The organism is Pseudomonas sp. H1_F01 (assembly GCF_054681425.1).
Genome location: NZ_CP162823.1, coordinates 5,263,130 through 5,278,483, shown reverse-complemented (window position 1 = coordinate 5,278,483; position 15,354 = coordinate 5,263,130). Strand labels below are relative to the sequence as shown.

16 protein-coding genes are annotated in these 15,354 nt (G+C 62.0%); 9 read left to right on the top strand and 7 right to left on the bottom strand.

What is annotated here, in order from left to right:
• Positions 1-132: 132 nt before the first annotated feature.
• The 4 genes from AB4O09_RS23835 to AB4O09_RS23820 all read right to left on the bottom strand — a co-directional run bounded on the left by AB4O09_RS23835 (position 133) and on the right by AB4O09_RS23820 (position 3,513).
• Positions 133-759 carry a hypothetical protein gene (locus AB4O09_RS23835; RefSeq protein ID WP_013692457.1) on the bottom strand — a complete coding sequence of 209 codons (627 nt, stop codon included), beginning with the start codon at positions 757-759 and terminating at the stop codon, positions 133-135.
• Positions 760-942: 183 nt separating this feature from the next.
• On the bottom strand, positions 943-1,992 hold the full coding sequence (locus AB4O09_RS23830) for an alkene reductase (RefSeq protein WP_003198668.1): 1,050 nt from the start codon (positions 1,990-1,992) through the stop codon (positions 943-945).
• Positions 1,993-2,025: 33 nt separating this feature from the next.
• Positions 2,026-3,192, bottom strand: coding sequence for an MFS transporter (locus AB4O09_RS23825; RefSeq protein WP_003198670.1), 1,167 nt, complete (start codon positions 3,190-3,192; stop codon positions 2,026-2,028).
• A gap of 18 nt (positions 3,193-3,210) precedes the next feature.
• Entirely contained in the window at positions 3,211-3,513 is a 303-nt protein-coding gene (locus tag AB4O09_RS23820) for an ArsR/SmtB family transcription factor (protein ID WP_003198672.1), read from the bottom strand.
• A 156-nt stretch (positions 3,514-3,669) separates the two neighbouring features.
• On the opposite strand from AB4O09_RS23820, the gene AB4O09_RS23815 reads away from it, so the two are divergent.
• A complete protein-coding gene (locus tag AB4O09_RS23815) occupies positions 3,670-4,254 on the top strand; it encodes an acyl carrier protein phosphodiesterase (protein ID WP_003198674.1) in 585 nt (194 codons plus the stop codon).
• A 113-nt stretch (positions 4,255-4,367) separates the two neighbouring features.
• Here the strand turns inward: AB4O09_RS23815 and AB4O09_RS23810 are convergent, their stop codons facing one another.
• The gene (locus tag AB4O09_RS23810; protein WP_003198676.1) at positions 4,368-5,162 is read right to left on the bottom strand and encodes a lysophospholipid acyltransferase family protein; all 795 of its coding nucleotides are present in this window, start codon (positions 5,160-5,162) and stop codon (positions 4,368-4,370) included.
• Positions 5,162-5,917, bottom strand: a complete 756-nt coding sequence (olsB, locus tag AB4O09_RS23805) for an L-ornithine N(alpha)-acyltransferase (protein WP_460107565.1) — start codon at positions 5,915-5,917, stop codon at positions 5,162-5,164. Before olsB ends, AB4O09_RS23810 begins: the two co-directional genes overlap by 1 nt.
• Before the next feature lie 143 nt (positions 5,918-6,060).
• Between olsB and AB4O09_RS23800 the strand changes: the two genes are divergently transcribed.
• The 5 genes from AB4O09_RS23800 to AB4O09_RS23780 all read left to right on the top strand — a co-directional run bounded on the left by AB4O09_RS23800 (position 6,061) and on the right by AB4O09_RS23780 (position 10,416).
• Positions 6,061-6,933, top strand: coding sequence for an acyl-CoA dehydrogenase family protein (locus tag AB4O09_RS23800; protein WP_100264217.1), 873 nt, complete (start codon positions 6,061-6,063; stop codon positions 6,931-6,933).
• Between the two features lie 183 nt (positions 6,934-7,116).
• The gene (locus AB4O09_RS23795) at positions 7,117-8,211 is read left to right on the top strand and encodes a serine hydrolase domain-containing protein (protein WP_460107563.1); all 1,095 of its coding nucleotides are present in this window, start codon (positions 7,117-7,119) and stop codon (positions 8,209-8,211) included.
• Positions 8,208-8,519, top strand: a complete 312-nt coding sequence (locus AB4O09_RS23790) for a hypothetical protein (RefSeq protein ID WP_003198684.1) — start codon at positions 8,208-8,210, stop codon at positions 8,517-8,519. The genes AB4O09_RS23795 and AB4O09_RS23790 overlap by 4 nt, the downstream gene beginning before the upstream one ends.
• Positions 8,520-8,666: 147 nt before the next feature.
• Positions 8,667-9,257 (top strand): YceI family protein, encoded by a 591-nt coding sequence (locus tag AB4O09_RS23785; RefSeq protein ID WP_003198685.1) that lies wholly within the window; start codon positions 8,667-8,669, stop codon positions 9,255-9,257.
• Position 9,258: 1 nt separating this feature from the next.
• On the top strand, positions 9,259-10,416 hold the full coding sequence (locus AB4O09_RS23780; RefSeq protein ID WP_003198687.1) for a phospholipase D-like domain-containing protein: 1,158 nt from the start codon (positions 9,259-9,261) through the stop codon (positions 10,414-10,416).
• A gap of 132 nt (positions 10,417-10,548) precedes the next feature.
• On the opposite strand, the gene bglX is transcribed toward AB4O09_RS23780, so the two are convergent.
• Positions 10,549-12,840, bottom strand: a complete 2,292-nt coding sequence (gene bglX, locus AB4O09_RS23775; RefSeq protein ID WP_053161993.1) for a beta-glucosidase BglX — start codon at positions 12,838-12,840, stop codon at positions 10,549-10,551.
• 251 nt (positions 12,841-13,091) lie between these two features.
• Here bglX and AB4O09_RS23770 point away from each other — a divergent pair, with 251 nt between their 5' ends.
• From AB4O09_RS23770 to AB4O09_RS23760, 3 genes are all read left to right on the top strand, one after another.
• Positions 13,092-13,700, top strand: coding sequence for a LemA family protein (locus AB4O09_RS23770; protein ID WP_003198691.1), 609 nt, complete (start codon positions 13,092-13,094; stop codon positions 13,698-13,700).
• Positions 13,701-13,836: 136 nt separating this feature from the next.
• Positions 13,837-14,586 carry a TPM domain-containing protein gene (locus tag AB4O09_RS23765; protein WP_003198694.1) on the top strand — a complete coding sequence of 250 codons (750 nt, stop codon included), beginning with the start codon at positions 13,837-13,839 and terminating at the stop codon, positions 14,584-14,586.
• A 27-nt stretch (positions 14,587-14,613) separates the two neighbouring features.
• Positions 14,614-15,231 (top strand): TPM domain-containing protein, encoded by a 618-nt coding sequence (locus tag AB4O09_RS23760; protein ID WP_003198695.1) that lies wholly within the window; start codon positions 14,614-14,616, stop codon positions 15,229-15,231.
• The last annotated feature ends 123 nt before the right edge of the window (positions 15,232-15,354 follow it).

Here is a 15,354-nt window from a genome sequence, read left to right as displayed (position 1 = left end):
TAGGCAATCAGCGGCGAATTTTGTAGGAAATTTGTTTCGCGCCTGTCAAAACGGATGAAAATTCCGCTCAGGCAAGGGCGTCTGAAGCGGTAGGTAGATGCCCCGTCAGACCGATCTGACGGGGTCGCCTGTTCAGCTCAGTGTGATCTCCACGGTAAAACCATACGGTTCCTCATTGGACGAATGAATGATCCGGGTCACGCATTTGATGGGGGTTGTGCCGATAGAGGCCACCTTGTTTGTTCGGACGGGTGTCAGCGTTGGTGAAATAACACCGAAAGAAGTATTGACGCGTAAACCGAAGTCGAAGCGAAAGCCGAGAGCCTGGTCGCCAAATATAATAAAGCGCTTGAATATATCCTTGCTGCGACTGCCCAGTGGTCTGGAATAAAAGAAGTCGAACTTCAGGGCTTGGATATCCCAGGGGAGAATATTCATGAACGCTTGCTCGTCGGCATTCAAGCTGAGATCGTTTTCGCCGACTTCAAGGGGCTGGTCGGTATGATTGATTAACTTCACCAGGAAACGGCTGCGGTTTGGGCGCACGCTTTCCTGTCTCCAGGCTTGAAGCTGCCTGTTGACATCGTCGTTCTGCCTGGCCTTTTCCATCAAGGCCTTGAGCATCTGGGTATAGTCTTGCGTGTCGAGCGACTTGATGTATTCATACAGGATCGTCAGTGGCGCGTAGTTGAATTGGGAGAGTAGGTTTTCGTAAATACTGCTGCTGACCGGTTGAGCGTTTTCAGTGAGGTTGTTCACTTTGAATTCCTTTTCAATATTGGTTGTTAGTGGCTGTGCTGCGACAGCTCGGTTTGTTTTGTTGTTGGCGATAATATGATGAGTTGAACGGTTTTTAGAAAGTTTGGAAGTTTGACCGGATATTTAAAGGTAAATAAAAAGCCCTGGCTCTTTCGAGGCAGGGCTTTTTTTACCGGCTATTAATTAGAGCACAGGGTAATCGATGTACCCCACTGGCCCTTTGCCATAGAAGGTTTCCGGATGTGCTTCGTTCAGTGGTGCATCGGCTTTCAAGCGTGCTGGCAGGTCCGGGTTGGCAATGAACGGCACTCCGAAGGCCACGGCATCGGCCTTGCCCTCGGCCAGCCAGGCATTGGCGCTGTCCTTGGTGAAGCGTTCATTGGCGATGTACGGGCCGCCGAAAGCCTGCTTGAGTTGCGGGCCGATGCTGTCATCGCCTTCCTTTTCACGGGAGCAGATGAAGGCGATGCCACGCTTGCCCAGCTCGCGAGCCACGTAGCTGAAGGTTTCCAGGCGGTTCTCGTCACCCATGTCATGGGAGTCGGCGCGCGGTGCCAGGTGCACGCCAACCCGGCCGGCGCCCCAGACTTCAATGGCCGCGTCGGTCACTTCCAACAGCAGGCGGGCACGATTTTCCAGGGAGCCGCCGTAGCTGTCGGTGCGCTGGTTGGTGCTGCTTTGCAGGAACTGGTCGAGCAGGTAGCCGTTGGCGCCGTGGATTTCCACGCCATCGAAACCGGCAGCCTTGGCATTCTCGGCACCGACGCGGTACGCCTCGACGATGTCGGCGATTTCAGCGGTTTCCAGTGCGCGTGGGGTCGGGTAGTCGGCCAGCGGACGCACCAGGCTCACGTGGCCCTTGGGTTGGATCGCGCTGGGCGCCACCGGGGTTTCGCCGTTCAGGTACGACGGGTGGGAGATCCGGCCCACGTGCCACAGTTGCAGGAAGATCTTGCCGCCAGCGCCGTGGATCGCCTTGGTGACGTTGGACCAGCCGCGCACCTGGTCGTTGGACCAGATGCCCGGGGTGTCCGGGTAGCCCACGCCCATCGGCGTGACCGAAGTTGCTTCGCTGAGGATCAGGCCGGCGGAGGCGCGTTGCACGTAATATTCGGCCATCAGCGCGTTGGGCACGCGACCTGCGTCGGCGCGGCAGCGGGTGAGCGGGGCCATGATGATGCGGTTCTTCAACTCGATGTCGCCGAGTTTGATGGGGTCGAAAATAGTCGCCATGAAATACAACCTCGAAAGTGGAAGGGTTAAAAATCAGTGAGTTGCCGGCACCAGGTCGGCATTACCGCCCTGGCGGAAAGTGATCAGGGTGACCAGCAGCGCCAGCACGGCCAGCGCGCCGGCGGCCAGGGGCACGGAGGTCAGGCCCAGGCCATGGTCGATGACACTGCCGCCGACCCAGGCGCCCAGGGCGTTGCCGATGTTGAAGGCGCCGATGTTCAGGGTGGACACCAGGTTGGGCGCATCTTTGCCGAAGGTCACCACGTTGACTTGCAGGGCCGGCACGGCGGCGAAGCAGGCGGTGGCCCAGAGGAACAGGGTGATTTCGCTGGGGATCAGCGCCACGCTGGTCCAGCTCAATACGGTGGACACCACGGCCATGGTGAGGAAGACGCCCATCAGCGTGTTCGCCAGGCTCTTGTCCGCCAGCTTGCCGCCGATGATGTTGCCCAGGGTCAGGCCCAGGCCGATCAGCACCAGGGTCCAGGTCACGCCGCGGGGCGATACGCCGGTCACTTCACCCAACAGCGGGGCGACATAGGTAAACAGGGTGAACACCGAGGCGGAGAACAGCGCGGTCATGCTCAGGGACAGCCACAGGCCGGCCCCCTTGAGCGCTACCAGTTCCGAGCGCATATCGAGTGTTTCTTCATCGCGCTTGGCCGGCAGGAAGCGGATCAGGCCGATCAGCGCAATTACGCCAATCACAGTCACCGCCCAGAAGGTCGAGCGCCAGCCGGCTTCCTGGCCCAGTGCGGTGCCCAGCGGTACGCCGAGCACGTTGGCCAGGGTCAGGCCGGTGAACATCAAGGCCACGGCCGAGGCGCGCTTGTTGGGTGCCACCAGGCCGGCGGCCACCACCGAACCGATACCGAAGAACGCGCCGTGGCACAGGGCCGTGACGACCCGGGCGAACATCAGCACGTTGTAGTCGCTGGCGATGGCGCAGAGCAGGTTGCCGACGATGAAAATCCCCATCAACACCACCAGGGCGGCCTTGCGCGGCAGCCGGGCGGTGGCCAGGGCCATGAACGGCGCACCGATGGCCACGCCCAGGGCGTAGCCGGTCACCAGCCAGCCGGCGCCAGGAATCGACACGCCCAGGTCGGCCGCCACGTCGGGCAACAGGCCCATTATGACGAACTCGGTGGTGCCGATGGCGAAGGCGCTCAGGGCCAGGATCAGGAGTGAGAGGGGCATGATGAGGTCCTTGTCAGGTCAGAGCTCTTGGCTCATTTGCTTGAGGAACTGCTGGATCACTTCCTCGTTGCGTTTGAAGAAGTGCCATTGACCGACCTTCTGGCTGGTGATCAGCCCCGCCCGTTGCAACACCGCCAAGTGCGCAGACACCGTGGATTGCGACAGGCCGCAACGCTGGTCGATCTGTCCGGCGCAAATGCCGAATTCGTGGTTGTGCAACTGTTCCGGGAACTGGACCTTGGGGTCTTTGAGCCAGTTGAGGATGTCTCGCCGTACTGGGTGCGCCAGGGCTTTTATTATTTCGTCGAGGTCGAGGGTCATGGTTGGCAAGCTCGGGGTTGATAAAACGCTATATCGCGATGGAACGAACCTTAAATCGTTATTTCGCGATATACAAATATGGATTTGATCTGAATGCCGAACAAATCGCTATATCGAGTTATAACGATATTGGCAGGGTGGTGCTAAGCTGCGGCCATGAACTATCTCGCGCACCTGCACCTCGGCGGCCCTGGCCGGGAACAACTGCTCGGCAGCCTCTACGGTGATTTCGTCAAGGGACCGCTGCAAGGGCTCTACGACCCACGGATCGAAGCGGCGATTGCCCTGCATCGGCGCATTGACATGTACACCGACCGCCATCCCGTGGTGGACATCGCGCTGTCGCGCTTTTCCACCGTGCGACGGCGCTATGCCGGGATCGTGCTCGACGTGTTTTTCGACCACTGCCTGGCCCGGGACTGGACGTTGTACAGCGAAGGGCCGCTGCTGGAGTTCACTTCCCGGGTGTACCAGGTACTCGGCACCGAACCGCAGCTGCCGGGGCGCCTGGCGCACATCGCGCCGCATATGGCGGCGGATGACTGGCTGGGGTCTTATCAAGAGTTCGAGGTGCTTGGGCAGGTGTTGCGCGGCATTTCCCGCCGTTTGTCCCGGCCCGAGGAACTGGCCGGGGCGATGCCGGAGTTGATCAGGCTCTATGAGCCGTTGAGCGAAGATTTTCGGTTGTTCTACCCGCAACTGCAGGATTTTGCTCAAAACCAAGTCACGCTGCAGGACTAATTGTGGGAGCGAGCTTGCTCGCGATAGCGGTGTATCAGCCAGCACATCTGCTGAATGTTAAGCCGCTATCGCGAGCAAGCTCGCTCCCACAAGGGGCTGCGTAGCGATCCGAATCAGGCCGCAATCGCAGCAGGTCGCATCGGCGCTTGCTGTTTTTCTGGAAGCGCCCCGAACAACGCCTTGTGCACCGCCTGCTGCGCCTGGAATGCCAGTGCCGCGCGTTCCTGGCCGTGGCAGGCAATCGGTTCCAGCAGATGGATTTCCACCTCACCCCGATCATTGGCAAACAAGCGCATCAGGTGCGACAGCAAATCATCATCGCCAATGAACGGCGCCAGCGAATCCGGCTCGCCGTTGCGCAGGTAACGGATCGCCACCGGCTGCAACGCGACATCGGCATCGATGGCCGCCGACAACAAGCGGCCGTGGAAGGTGCGCAGGGTGCGGCCATCGGTGGTGGTGCCTTCCGGGAACATCAACAGCGGATGGGCTTGTTCCAGGTGGCGGCTCATTTGCTTGCGAATCAATTGGCTGTCACCCGAACCGCGCCGGATAAACAGGCTGCCGGCCTTGGCTGCCAGCCATCCGGCGACCGGCCAGGTGCGCACTTCGGCCTTGGACAGGAACGACAGCGGCGTGAGCATCCCCAGCAACGGGATGTCGGTCCAGGAAACATGGTTGCTGACCCACAGCATCGGCCGTTGCGGCAGTTGACCGTGGACGGTGACTGAAAAGGGCAGGGCACGGCTCAGCCGTGCCATGAAGAACCGTGACCAGCGCTGGCGACGGACCATCGAGTTGGCGATTCCTGCACGTTCGAACAGGCCGAACACGCTGGCCATGCTCAGGCCCAGCGCCACCACCAGCAATACTCGCGCGATTCGCGCGTACACCCGCAGCCGGCTCATCAGACCGCCGCCTTGAAGTGGCGGGCGTAGCGCGGGCAGAGCTCGTCGCGCTTGAGCAGGATGAACACGTCGGCCACCTGGAAATCCTCGTCCCAGCACGGTTCGCCGCAAATCTTCGCGCCCAGGCGCATGTAGGCCTTGAGCAGCGGTGGCATCTCGGCGATGACGTTGGACGGCAAGTCCAGGGTCGGCAAGGGTTTTTTCGGCACGGCTTGCAGGTGTTCGGTGCACAGGTAGCGTTCGCGCAGGCGCTGCATGATCGCCTGGGCCTGGATACCGCCGTCCTGCATCGGAATGCTCGCGCAGCCCATCAGGTAGCTGTAGCCGCCTTCGTTCAGGACTTCGGCCAGTTCGCCCCAGAGCACCGCGATGGTGCCGCCGTTGCGGTAGGCCGGGTCGACGCAGGTACGACCGATTTCCAGGATTGGGCCCTTGAGATGGACCAGGCCGTGGAGGCTGAATTCTTCTTCGCTGTAGAACCGGCCCAGGCTGCTGGCGGCCTGGTGGTCGAGCAGGCGAGTGGTCGCCACGAGGCGGCCGGTGTTCAGGTCGCGTACGCCGATGTGGGCGCAGTGAACATCATAGTCATCCATGTCCAGACCCATTTCCGCGCCCTTGAGCTTGGCGTTGAATTCGCCGCTGAAGACGTTGAAACGCAGGGCCTGTGCTTCTTGCAAGGCTTGGGCGCCGATCAGGCGTTCGGCTTGCAGGCGGCGTTCATTGCCGGTGTCGCTGATGCGGGCGATCTGGGTCATAGCGAATCTCCGTGCGGGCTGTTCAGTTGCAGCCTGTCGACTTTCTTTATGCAGCCATGTTGTGCAAAGTCAGGCTATGTAGCCCCGGTGTCATCCCCATGAAGCTTTGGTGATGCTTATATGACAGCCCTCGAGGAGCCCCCATGCCCTGGCACACCCTGATTGAACGCGGCGAACGCCTGCCCGCCCATCCGGACCTGGCCGAAGGATATTCAGCGTTGTTGCAACGCTTGGGGCCGGTGACGCCGTTCGAACTGGCCGTAACCGGGGCGCGGTTGATGGCGACACCGGGGCTGGCCTTCCTGGTGGGGTATCAGGCGGCGCTGCGGGTGCTTTGGCCCAGCGCGCCCCAGAGCCTCGGCGCCTTGTGTGCCACCGAACAGCGCAGCCTGCGCCCGGCGGACATGCAAACCCGCCTCGACGACTTGCGCCTGAGCGGACGCAAGGATTTCGTCACCGCCGGCGATGCCGCCGAGTGGCTGCTGATTGCCGCTCGCTGCGAAGCACCCGGTGAAACGCCACGGCTTAACCTGGCAGTGGCCTATGCGGGTGAGCCCGGCGTAACCCTGGAAAAACTGCCCGCCATTGCCCTGATGCCGGACATCAGCCATGGCCGCGTCCTGCTCGACGGCGCGCTGTGCGAGTTGCTGGCAGGCGACGGTTGGGATGCCTACGTCAAACCGTTCCGCACCCTGGAAGACCTTTATGTGCTCAGTGCGATGACTGCCTGGTTGTATGGCGTCGGGCAGGAATCTGCCTGGCCCCAGGCGTTGCAATTGCGCCTGCTGGCGTTGCTCGCCGGTTGCGCGGAGGTGAGTCGGCATAACCCGTCCAGTGCGGTCGGGCATGTGCTGCTGGGCGGGTTGTTCGCCCAGTTCCAGGGGCTCGACGGCGAACTCAACGCTGCCCTGGCCGCCGGGCCTGCGACGTGGCGCGAGATGTGGACGCGGGATAAAGGCGTGATGGAGATTGGGGCGGGGGCGCGGGCCAAGCGCTTGGCCAAGGCGTTGGGTTAGTCCTTCAAGCGACTGACCCCTGTGGGAGCGAGCTTGCTCGCGATAGCGGAGTGTCAGCTAAGCATATGGCGACTGACAAACAGCTATCGCGAGCAAGCTCGCTCCCACAGGGGGTCACACAAGCCTCGAAACTGTCATCAAGTCTGAATAGGCTCTGAAGGTTCAATCCTGCGAGCCCCAAGCATGTCCAAAGGCTGGTTCCTGATCCCGCTGCTGTTGCTCAACCTGAGCGCCCACGCCGAAGACTGGCCCGGCGAGCAATGGCCAATTGGCTCGACCCCGAGCGGGCCAGCCATCGAAACCCTGGAGCAATACGCCTTCCCACCCCGGGACGATGCGAGCCGCGAGGGCATCCGCACCGACGCGCTGCTGGTGATCCAGGACGGTCGGCTGGTCTACGAACGCTACGCCGGGCCGACCAGCGCCCAGACCCCGCACCTGACCTGGTCCATCAGCAAAAGCCTGCTGGCGACGGTGTTTGGCGTGGCCTACGGTGAAAAACTGTTTGGCCTGCAAGACCCGGCCGCCAAGTACTACCCGCCACTGAGCCGGCACCCGGGCCTGACCCTGGCCGATCTTTTCCACTGGGCCTCAGGCCTGGACTGGCAGGAAGACTACGAATACGCGCCGCTCAACTCTTCAGTGGTGGCGATGCTTTATACCCGTGGGCGTCATGACATGGCGGCGTTCACTGCGCAGCATGAAAGCGCCAGTCCGCCGGGGCAGGCGTTCCGTTATTCCAGCGGTGACAGCAACTTGCTGGCGGTGGCCTTGAAAACCATCGTCGGCCCGGTGCGCTACCCCGACTACCCCTGGACGGCCTTGTTCGAGCCCCTCGGCATCCGCCACGCCACTTGGGAAACCGACGCCAGCGGCACGTTCGTGGGATCGTCCTATGCCTACCTCACCGCACGGGACCTGGCGCGTGTCGGGTTGTTGATGCAGCGGGACGGCCGCTGGGGCGAACGGCAACTGGTACCCATGGCGTGGGTCGCGTTCAATCGCCAGCCTTTTGCCCACTTCCAGGCCGGCCAGGACGAAGCCGTGCCCGGCGGGCATTGGTGGCTCAACCGCGCCGCCGATCCGGCAATCCACCCCTGGCCCGATGCGCCGCCGGATACCTTTGCCGCGCTGGGCCATTGGGGCCAGGCGCTGTATGTCATCCCCAGCGCCAAACTGGTGATTGTGCGCTACGGCGACGACCGCGACGGCAGCTATCGCCATAACGAACTGCTCAAGCGCGCCATGGCGGCGTTCGCCGGGACGGTGCAACCATGAAGCGCAAAGTGTTGCTCACCCTGTTGTCGGTGCTGCTCATCGCCCTGTTCAGTTGGGTCTGGCTGGAGCGGGTGGCATTGCGGGCCTTCCCCGACATCATCAGTGCCTACACCGCCAAGGAATACTGCTCGTGCCGCTACGTGATGGAGCAATCGGCGGACTACTGCCGTGGCTATGTGAAGCAGTCGGTGCCCATCAGCGACTTTCTCGAGACCGCTGAAGCGAAACGCATCACCGTCAGCGGGTTGGGGCGTAGCAACAGCGCGCGGTGGATGGGGGAGCGGCAGGGGTGTCGGTTGGAGCCCTGAACCAACCTTTGGCAAGCCCTGCTCCCATAGATAAACCCCTTCACCCCAGGTTCTCTGTATTCCTGGGCAGTTGTTGAAACAGACAGTTTGCAAGCGCCCTCGGCCCGGTTAAGGTTCGCCACAGGTTTATGTGCCCTGCGAGTGTGTATGTTCAAGCGGTTTTTCCCTCACGCTGCCGCCAGCTTGCTGCTGGCCTGCGCCGCGTTGCCAGCCCAGGCCGACTGGTACCTGGACGGCGAGTCGTCGCGGCTGTCGTTTATCAGCAGCAAAAACGGCAATGTTTCCGAGGTCCAGCGTTTCCTGGTGCTGCACGGTCAAGTCCAGCCCGAGGGCTTGGCGCGCCTGGAAGTGGAGCTGGAATCCATCAACAGCGGCATTCCTCTGCGCGATGAGCGCATGCGGGCCGAGCTGTTCGAGATCAAACAATTTGCCGAAGCCACCGTCACCGCCAAGATCGACCTGGCGCCGATCCAGGACCTGGCCAGCGGCGCGCAGTTGGAATTGCGCCTGCCGCTGACGGTGAACCTGCACGGCAAGCAGCACGAATACAACGTCGAACTGCTGGCGACGCGCCTGGACGAACGCCGCTTCCAAGTGGTGACCCTGGAACCGGTGGTGCTCAACGCGGCGGATTTCGATCTGGCGCCGGGGCTGGAAAAGCTGCGAAACCTGGCCGGGTTGTCGGCCATCAGCCTCTCGGTGCCGGTGAATGCGGTGCTGATTTTTACGGCGCGCTGACATGAGCGGCGCGGTTTTTCCCTGGCGAGAAGGCAATCGCTTCGAGCTGTTGATCGATGGCCCGCAGTTCTTCCCGCGCATGCTGGTGGAAATCGCCCGTGCCCAGGAACAGGTCGAGCTGGAACTCTATCTGGTGGAGGCGGGTACTTGCGCCGAGGCGATGGTCCAGGCGCTGGTGCAGGCCGCCGAGCGTGGCGTTCGCGTGCGGTGCCTGTTCGATGACTACGGCAGCCTGGCGTTTACCCTGGCCCTGCGCAAGCGTCTGACCGAGGCTGGGGTGGAGTTGCGTTTCTACAATCGCCTGAGCTGGCGCCGCTGGGTGCGCAACCTTTACCGGGATCACCGCAAGCTGTTGTTGGTGGACCAACGCTTGGCGGTGGTTGGCGGCACCGGGGTGACCGATGAATTCTGGAACCCCCTCGACGACCGCAGTGAGTGGCACGAGGTGATGGTGGAAATAGTCGGCCCGCTGGTGCTCGACTGGCAGTTGCTGTTCGACCGCCAGTGGCTCGCCAACCGCCATCGGCGAGCCTGGAAACCGGCGTCCAACTTCGGCTTGCCGCGTCTGCCGCGCGTACCACCGGTGGGTGAGGGCATGGGCCGGGTGGCGTATGCCGACGCCCGCCAGCATCGCGACATCCTGCAATCGCTGTCGCGGGCATTGAACAGCGGCCAGAAACGCATCTGGATGGCGACGCCGTATTTTTTGCCGACCTGGAACGTGCGCCGTTCCTTGCGCAAGGCCGCCGCCCGCGGCATCGACGTGCGCCTGCTGCTGACCGGCCCGCGCACCGATCACCCGTCCGTGCGCTACGCCGGGCACCGTTACTACCCGCGATTGCTCAAGGCTGGCGTGAAAATCTTCGAATACCAGCCGTGTTTCCTGCACCTGAAGATGGTGCTGGTGGACGACTGGGTCAGTATCGGCTCCTGCAATTTCGATCACTGGAACCTGCGCTTCAACCTGGAAGCCAACCTCGAAGCCCTGGATTCCAGGCTCAGCAGTGCAGTGGCGGCCAGTTTCGAGCGGGACTTCACCCAGAGCCTGCAAGTCAGCCTCGACGCCTGGCAGCGCCGGCCATTGTGGAAGCGCTTCAAGCAGCGGGTGTGGGGGTTGGTGGATCGGGTGGTGGTGAACTTGCTGGATCGACGCGGCTAGCCCGAACACCCAGATACAACTGTGGGAGCGAGCTTGCTCGCGATGGCGGTCTGATATTCAACATCTGAGTTGAATGTTAAGCCGCTATCGCGAGCAAGCTCGCTCCCACATGGTTCTTGTGTTGCCTGGGGATCAGAGCAACTCAAAACTCTGCTGCTTCACGTCCTGGGAATCCAGGCCGATCTGCACGTTGAACTTGCCCGGTTCCGCCGCGTACTTGAGTTGGGCATTGAAGAACTTCAGGTCGTCCTCGGCGATGGTGAAGTGGATGACTTTCTTCTCGCCGGCCTTGAGCATCACCTTGCGGAAGTTCTTCAGTTCCTTCACCGGGCGAATGATCGAGCCGGTCACATCCTGGATGTACAGCTGCACCACGGTTTCGCCGTCACGCTTGCCGGTGTTTTCCAATGTCACGCTGGCATCGAGCTTGCCGGTCTTGTTCAGCGTGGTCGACGACAGGGCCATGTCCGACAGGCTGAACTCGGTGTAGCTCAAGCCGTAACCGAACGGATAGAGCGGGCCGGTGGTGTCATCGAAATACTGCGAGGTGTAGTTGCCCGGCTTGCCCGGCGTGAATGGCCGGCCGATGCTCAGGTGGTTGTAGTAGGTCGGAATCTGCCCCACCGAGCGTGGGAAGGTGATCGGCAGTTTGCCCGATGGGTTGTAGTCGCCGAACAGCACGTCGGCGATGGCGTTGCCGCCTTCGGTGCCGCTGAACCAGGTTTCCAGGATCGCATCGGCCTGCTGCTTCTCGTCCAGCAACGCCAGCGGACGGCCATTCATCAGCACCAGCACCAGAGGCTTGCCGGTAGCCTTCAAGGCCTTGATCAGCTCGCGTTGGCTGGCCGGGATGTTCAGGTCGGTACGGCTCGACGATTCATGAGACATGCCACGGGACTCGCCTACGGCGGCCACCACCACATCGGCATCCTTGGCGGCTTTTACCGCTTCGTCGATCAGCACCTGGGCCGGACGCGGGTCGTCTACCACTTCCGGGGCATCGAAGTTGAGGAAGTTCAGGTAGTCGAGCACCTTCTTGTCGCCGGTGATGTTGGCGCCACGGGCGTAGATCAGCTTCGAGTCAGCGCCCAGGGCGCGGGTCATGCCGTCGAACAGGGTGACCGACTGCGCCGGCCGCCCGGCCGCAGCCCAACTGCCCATCATGTCGATCGGTGCCTTGGCCAACGGGCCGACCAGGGCGATTTTCGCCGTCTTCTTCAGGGGCAGGGTCTGGTTGCGGTTTTCCAGCAGGACCAGGCTGCGGCGCGCCACGTCACGGGCGTCGGAGCGGTGCAGGCGGCTTTCGGCGTAGGTGTCGGCCGGGTCGTCCTCGGCCTTGCCGATGCGCAGGTACGGGTCCTTGAACAGGCCCATGTCGTATTTGGCCGCGAGCACTTCGCGCACGGCGTTGTCGATGTCGCTCTGCTCGATTTCACCGGCCTTGAGCAAGCCTGGCAGTTCCTTGCCATAGAGCGAGTCGTTCATGCTCATGTCGATGCCGGCCTTGATCGCCAGTTTCGCCGCTTCGCGACCGTCCTTGGCGACGCCGTGCTTGATCAGTTCGAAGATGGCGCCGTGGTCACTGACCGCCAGGCCCTTGAAGCCCCATTCCTTGCGCAGCAGGTCGTTCATCAGCCAGGTGTTGGCCGTGGCCGGCACGCCGTTGATGGAGTTCAGCGCGACCATCACCCCACCGGCACCCGCGTCGATGGCGGCGCGGTAGGGGGGCAGGTAGTCCTGGTACATTTTCAGCGGACTCATGTCCACGGTGTTGTAGTCCCGGCCGCCTTCCACCGCGCCGTACAGGGCGAAGTGCTTGACGCTGGCCATGATGCTGTCGGCCGCGTTGGCGCCGTTGCCCTGGAACGCCTTGACCATCACCCCGGCGATGCGCGACACCAGGTAGGTGTCCTCGCCGAAACCTTCGGAGGTGCGGCCCCAGCGCGGGTCGCGGGAAATATCGACCATCGGCGCGAAGGTGATGTCCAGGCTGTCGGCGGCCGCTTCCTTGGCCGCGATGCGGCCGGAGTGGTAGATCGCGTCCATGTCCCAGCTCGAGGCCAGGGCCAGGGGAATCGGGAAAATCGTGCGGTGGCCGTGGATCACGTCATAGGCGAAGAACATCGGGATCTTCAACCGGCTGCGCATGGCCGCGTCCTGCATCGGACGGTTTTCATCGCGGGTGATGGAGTTGAACGTGCCACCGATGTTGCCGGCGGTGATTTCCTTGCGAATCATCTCCCGGGGCATTTCCGGGCCGATGCTGATCAGGCGCAATTGGCCGATCTTCTCTTCGAGGGTCATCTGCTTCATCAGGTTGCTGATGAAGGCGTCCTTGTTCTCTATGGGGGCTGGCAGGTTGTCGGCAAATACGGGGTGACTGGCCAGACTGACAAACAGGCCCAGCAAACACAGCTTCTTCATGAATAATTTTCTCGCAAGCCTAAAGGGCGGTGATCAGGACACGCCGGTCAGCCAAAATGTGAGGAGCGGCTATTGTTGTTCAGTTAAATGCAGCACACTTTCGAACCCATTGGGCTGAACTTAGTTTCGCACTGCGCATCTTTTAGCCCATCGACCCGTTTCAATCCAGTGCGGCGGCAGATTATGCCCCAGGCGCCGGTGAGATAGGTGGCCGTGTTTTTCCAATGTCATGCAACGGAGAGCTCCACCCGATGAATCCACGACTGAACCACCTTCGCAGCTTGCCGATGCTGGCCCTGATGCTGCTCACTACGTTGCTGGCCGGTTGCGGCATCAATAACATCCCGACCCTGGACGAACAGGCCAAGGCCGCCTGGGGCCAGGTGCAGAACCAGTACCAGCGCCGCGCCGACCTGATTCCCAACCTGGTGGAAACCGTCAAGGGCTACGCCCAGCACGAGCAGGAAACCCTGACCGCAGTGATTGAAGCGCGGGCCAAGGCGACGTCGATCCAGGTCGACGCCAGCACCCTGGACAACCCGGAAAAACTCAAGCAGTTCCAGCAGGCCCAGGACCAGCTGACCGGCGCGTTGAGCCGGCTGATGGTGGTGTCCGAGCGTTACCCGGACCTCAAGGCCAACCAGAACTTCCTGGCGTTGCAATCGCAGCTTGAAGGCACCGAGAACCGCATCGCCGTGGCCCGCCGCGACTTCATCCTGGCTGTGCAGAAGTACAACACCGAGATCCGCACGTTCCCGGGGCGCCTGTGGCACAGCGTGATGTACAGCGACCTGCCGATCCGCGAAACCTTCGAGGCCACCAGCCCCAATGCCGAAAAAGCCCCTGAAGTGAAGTTCTGAAAAAACTGTGGGAGCGAGCCTGTGGGAACAAAGCTTGCTCGCGATGAACGATAACGCGGTCATTGGAAAGACCGAGGTGCCTTCATCGCGAGCAAGCTCAGCTCCCACACCAGCTCGCTCCCACACAGGAGTTCCAATGCGCGTGTTGAAATTTGGCCTGGTGCTGTTGCTCTGGGTGTTTGCCATCACGGCCCAGGCCGAGCTGAAGTTTCCGGCATTGACCGGGCGGGTGGTGGACGCCGCCCAGATGCTCGAACCGTCGGTGCGCGCACAACTGGAAGCGCAGCTAAAGGCCCATGAACAGGCCACCGGCGAACAGGTGGTGGTGGTCACGCTGGCGGACCTGCAAGGCAGCAGCATCGAAGACTTCGGCTATCAATTGGGGCGCCATTGGGGCATCGGGCAGAAGGATAAAAACAACGGCGCGCTGCTGATCATCGCCCGGGATGACCGTAAACTGCGCATCGAGGTGGGCTACGGCCTGGAGGATCGCCTGACCGACGCGCAGAGTTCGGTGATCATCAACCAGGTGATCACCCCGGCCTTCAAGACCGGCAACTTCAACAAAGGCATCAGCGATGGTGTCGCGGCGATGCTGGTGGTGCTGGGCGGCAGCCCGTTGGACGAGCCGGCGCCGGCATACAGTACGGACGGGCAGCAAGAGCCGAGTGATTTCGTCGAGCGCCATCCCGGGCTGTTCGTCTTCCTGGTGATACTGTTTATTTTGACGATATTGGTCTGCCAGATGCTCGGTATCTTGCCGACCGGAGGCGGTGGCTCCAGCCGTTCGGGCGGTTCCGGTGGAGGCTTCGGCGGCGGAGGCGGCGGGGGCTTCAGCGGTGGCGGTGGCAGTTTCGGGGGCGGCGGTTCGTCGGGCGGCTGGTGACAATAATAATGAGCAGGCACTTTTAACATGGCATTACTGACTGAACACGAACAACGCAAGGTCGCCGAGGCCATCGCCCGGGTCGAGCGGCATACCGACGCCGAGCTGGTCACGGTGCTGGCCGCCCGCGCCGACGACTACGCCTATATCCCGCTGCTGTGGGCCAGCCTGCTGGCCCTGGTGGTGCCCGGCGTGGTCCATTACCTCTCCGGCTGGCTGACGATGCACAGCCTGTTGCTGGTGCAGTGGGTCAGTTTCATTGTGCTGTGCCTGGTGTTTCGCATCCCCAGGATCACCACGCACCTGATCCCCCGTTCCGTGCGTCACTGGCGGGCCTCCAACCTGGCGCGCCGGCAATTCCTCGAACAGAACCTGCACCACACGGTGGGCAGCACGGGGATGCTGATCTTTGTCTGCGAGGCTGAGCGGTACGTGGAAATCCTGGTGGACGAAGGCATTTCCAAGCGCCTGGACAACAAATGCTGGGATGCCATCGTCGCAGCGTTCACCCAGCAGGTTCGCCAGGGACAGACCCTGCAGGGTTTCGTGACCTGCATCGAAGCTTGCGGCGAATTGCTCAAGGAGCACGTGCCGGTGACCCAGGAACGCAATGAACTGCCGAATCGGCTGGTGGTGCTGGGCTGAAAATTTCCTGCCAGCACAAGCCTGTGGGAGCAAAGCTTGCTCGCGATGAACGATAGCTCGGTTTAGCCTGCTGGATCGCGGTGTATTTATCGCGGGCAAGCCTTGCTCCCACCGAGGCTACTG

Bases quoted from the DNA above. Each gene is read 5' to 3' on its own strand.
- AB4O09_RS23770 (WP_003198691.1), top strand. From the start codon at position 13,092: ATGAATCCACGACTGAACCACCTTCGCAGCTTGCCGATGCTGGCCCTG.
- AB4O09_RS23780 (WP_003198687.1), top strand. From the start codon at position 9,259: ATGAGCGGCGCGGTTTTTCCCTGGCGAGAAGGCAATCGCTTCGAGCTG.
- AB4O09_RS23785 (WP_003198685.1), top strand. From the start codon at position 8,667: ATGTTCAAGCGGTTTTTCCCTCACGCTGCCGCCAGCTTGCTGCTGGCC.
- AB4O09_RS23825 (WP_003198670.1), bottom strand. From the start codon at position 3,192: ATGCCCCTCTCACTCCTGATCCTGGCCCTGAGCGCCTTCGCCATCGGC.
- AB4O09_RS23830 (WP_003198668.1), bottom strand. From the start codon at position 1,992: ATGGCGACTATTTTCGACCCCATCAAACTCGGCGACATCGAGTTGAAG.
- AB4O09_RS23790 (WP_003198684.1), top strand. From the start codon at position 8,208: ATGAAGCGCAAAGTGTTGCTCACCCTGTTGTCGGTGCTGCTCATCGCC.
- bglX (WP_053161993.1), bottom strand. From the start codon at position 12,840: ATGAAGAAGCTGTGTTTGCTGGGCCTGTTTGTCAGTCTGGCCAGTCAC.
- AB4O09_RS23820 (WP_003198672.1), bottom strand. From the start codon at position 3,513: ATGACCCTCGACCTCGACGAAATAATAAAAGCCCTGGCGCACCCAGTA.
- AB4O09_RS23760 (WP_003198695.1), top strand. From the start codon at position 14,614: ATGGCATTACTGACTGAACACGAACAACGCAAGGTCGCCGAGGCCATC.
- olsB (WP_460107565.1), bottom strand. From the start codon at position 5,917: ATGACCCAGATCGCCCGCATCAGCGACACCGGCAATGAACGCCGCCTG.
- AB4O09_RS23765 (WP_003198694.1), top strand. From the start codon at position 13,837: ATGCGCGTGTTGAAATTTGGCCTGGTGCTGTTGCTCTGGGTGTTTGCC.
- AB4O09_RS23795 (WP_460107563.1), top strand. From the start codon at position 7,117: ATGTCCAAAGGCTGGTTCCTGATCCCGCTGCTGTTGCTCAACCTGAGC.
- AB4O09_RS23800 (WP_100264217.1), top strand. From the start codon at position 6,061: ATGCCCTGGCACACCCTGATTGAACGCGGCGAACGCCTGCCCGCCCAT.
- AB4O09_RS23815 (WP_003198674.1), top strand. From the start codon at position 3,670: ATGAACTATCTCGCGCACCTGCACCTCGGCGGCCCTGGCCGGGAACAA.
- AB4O09_RS23810 (WP_003198676.1), bottom strand. From the start codon at position 5,162: ATGAGCCGGCTGCGGGTGTACGCGCGAATCGCGCGAGTATTGCTGGTG.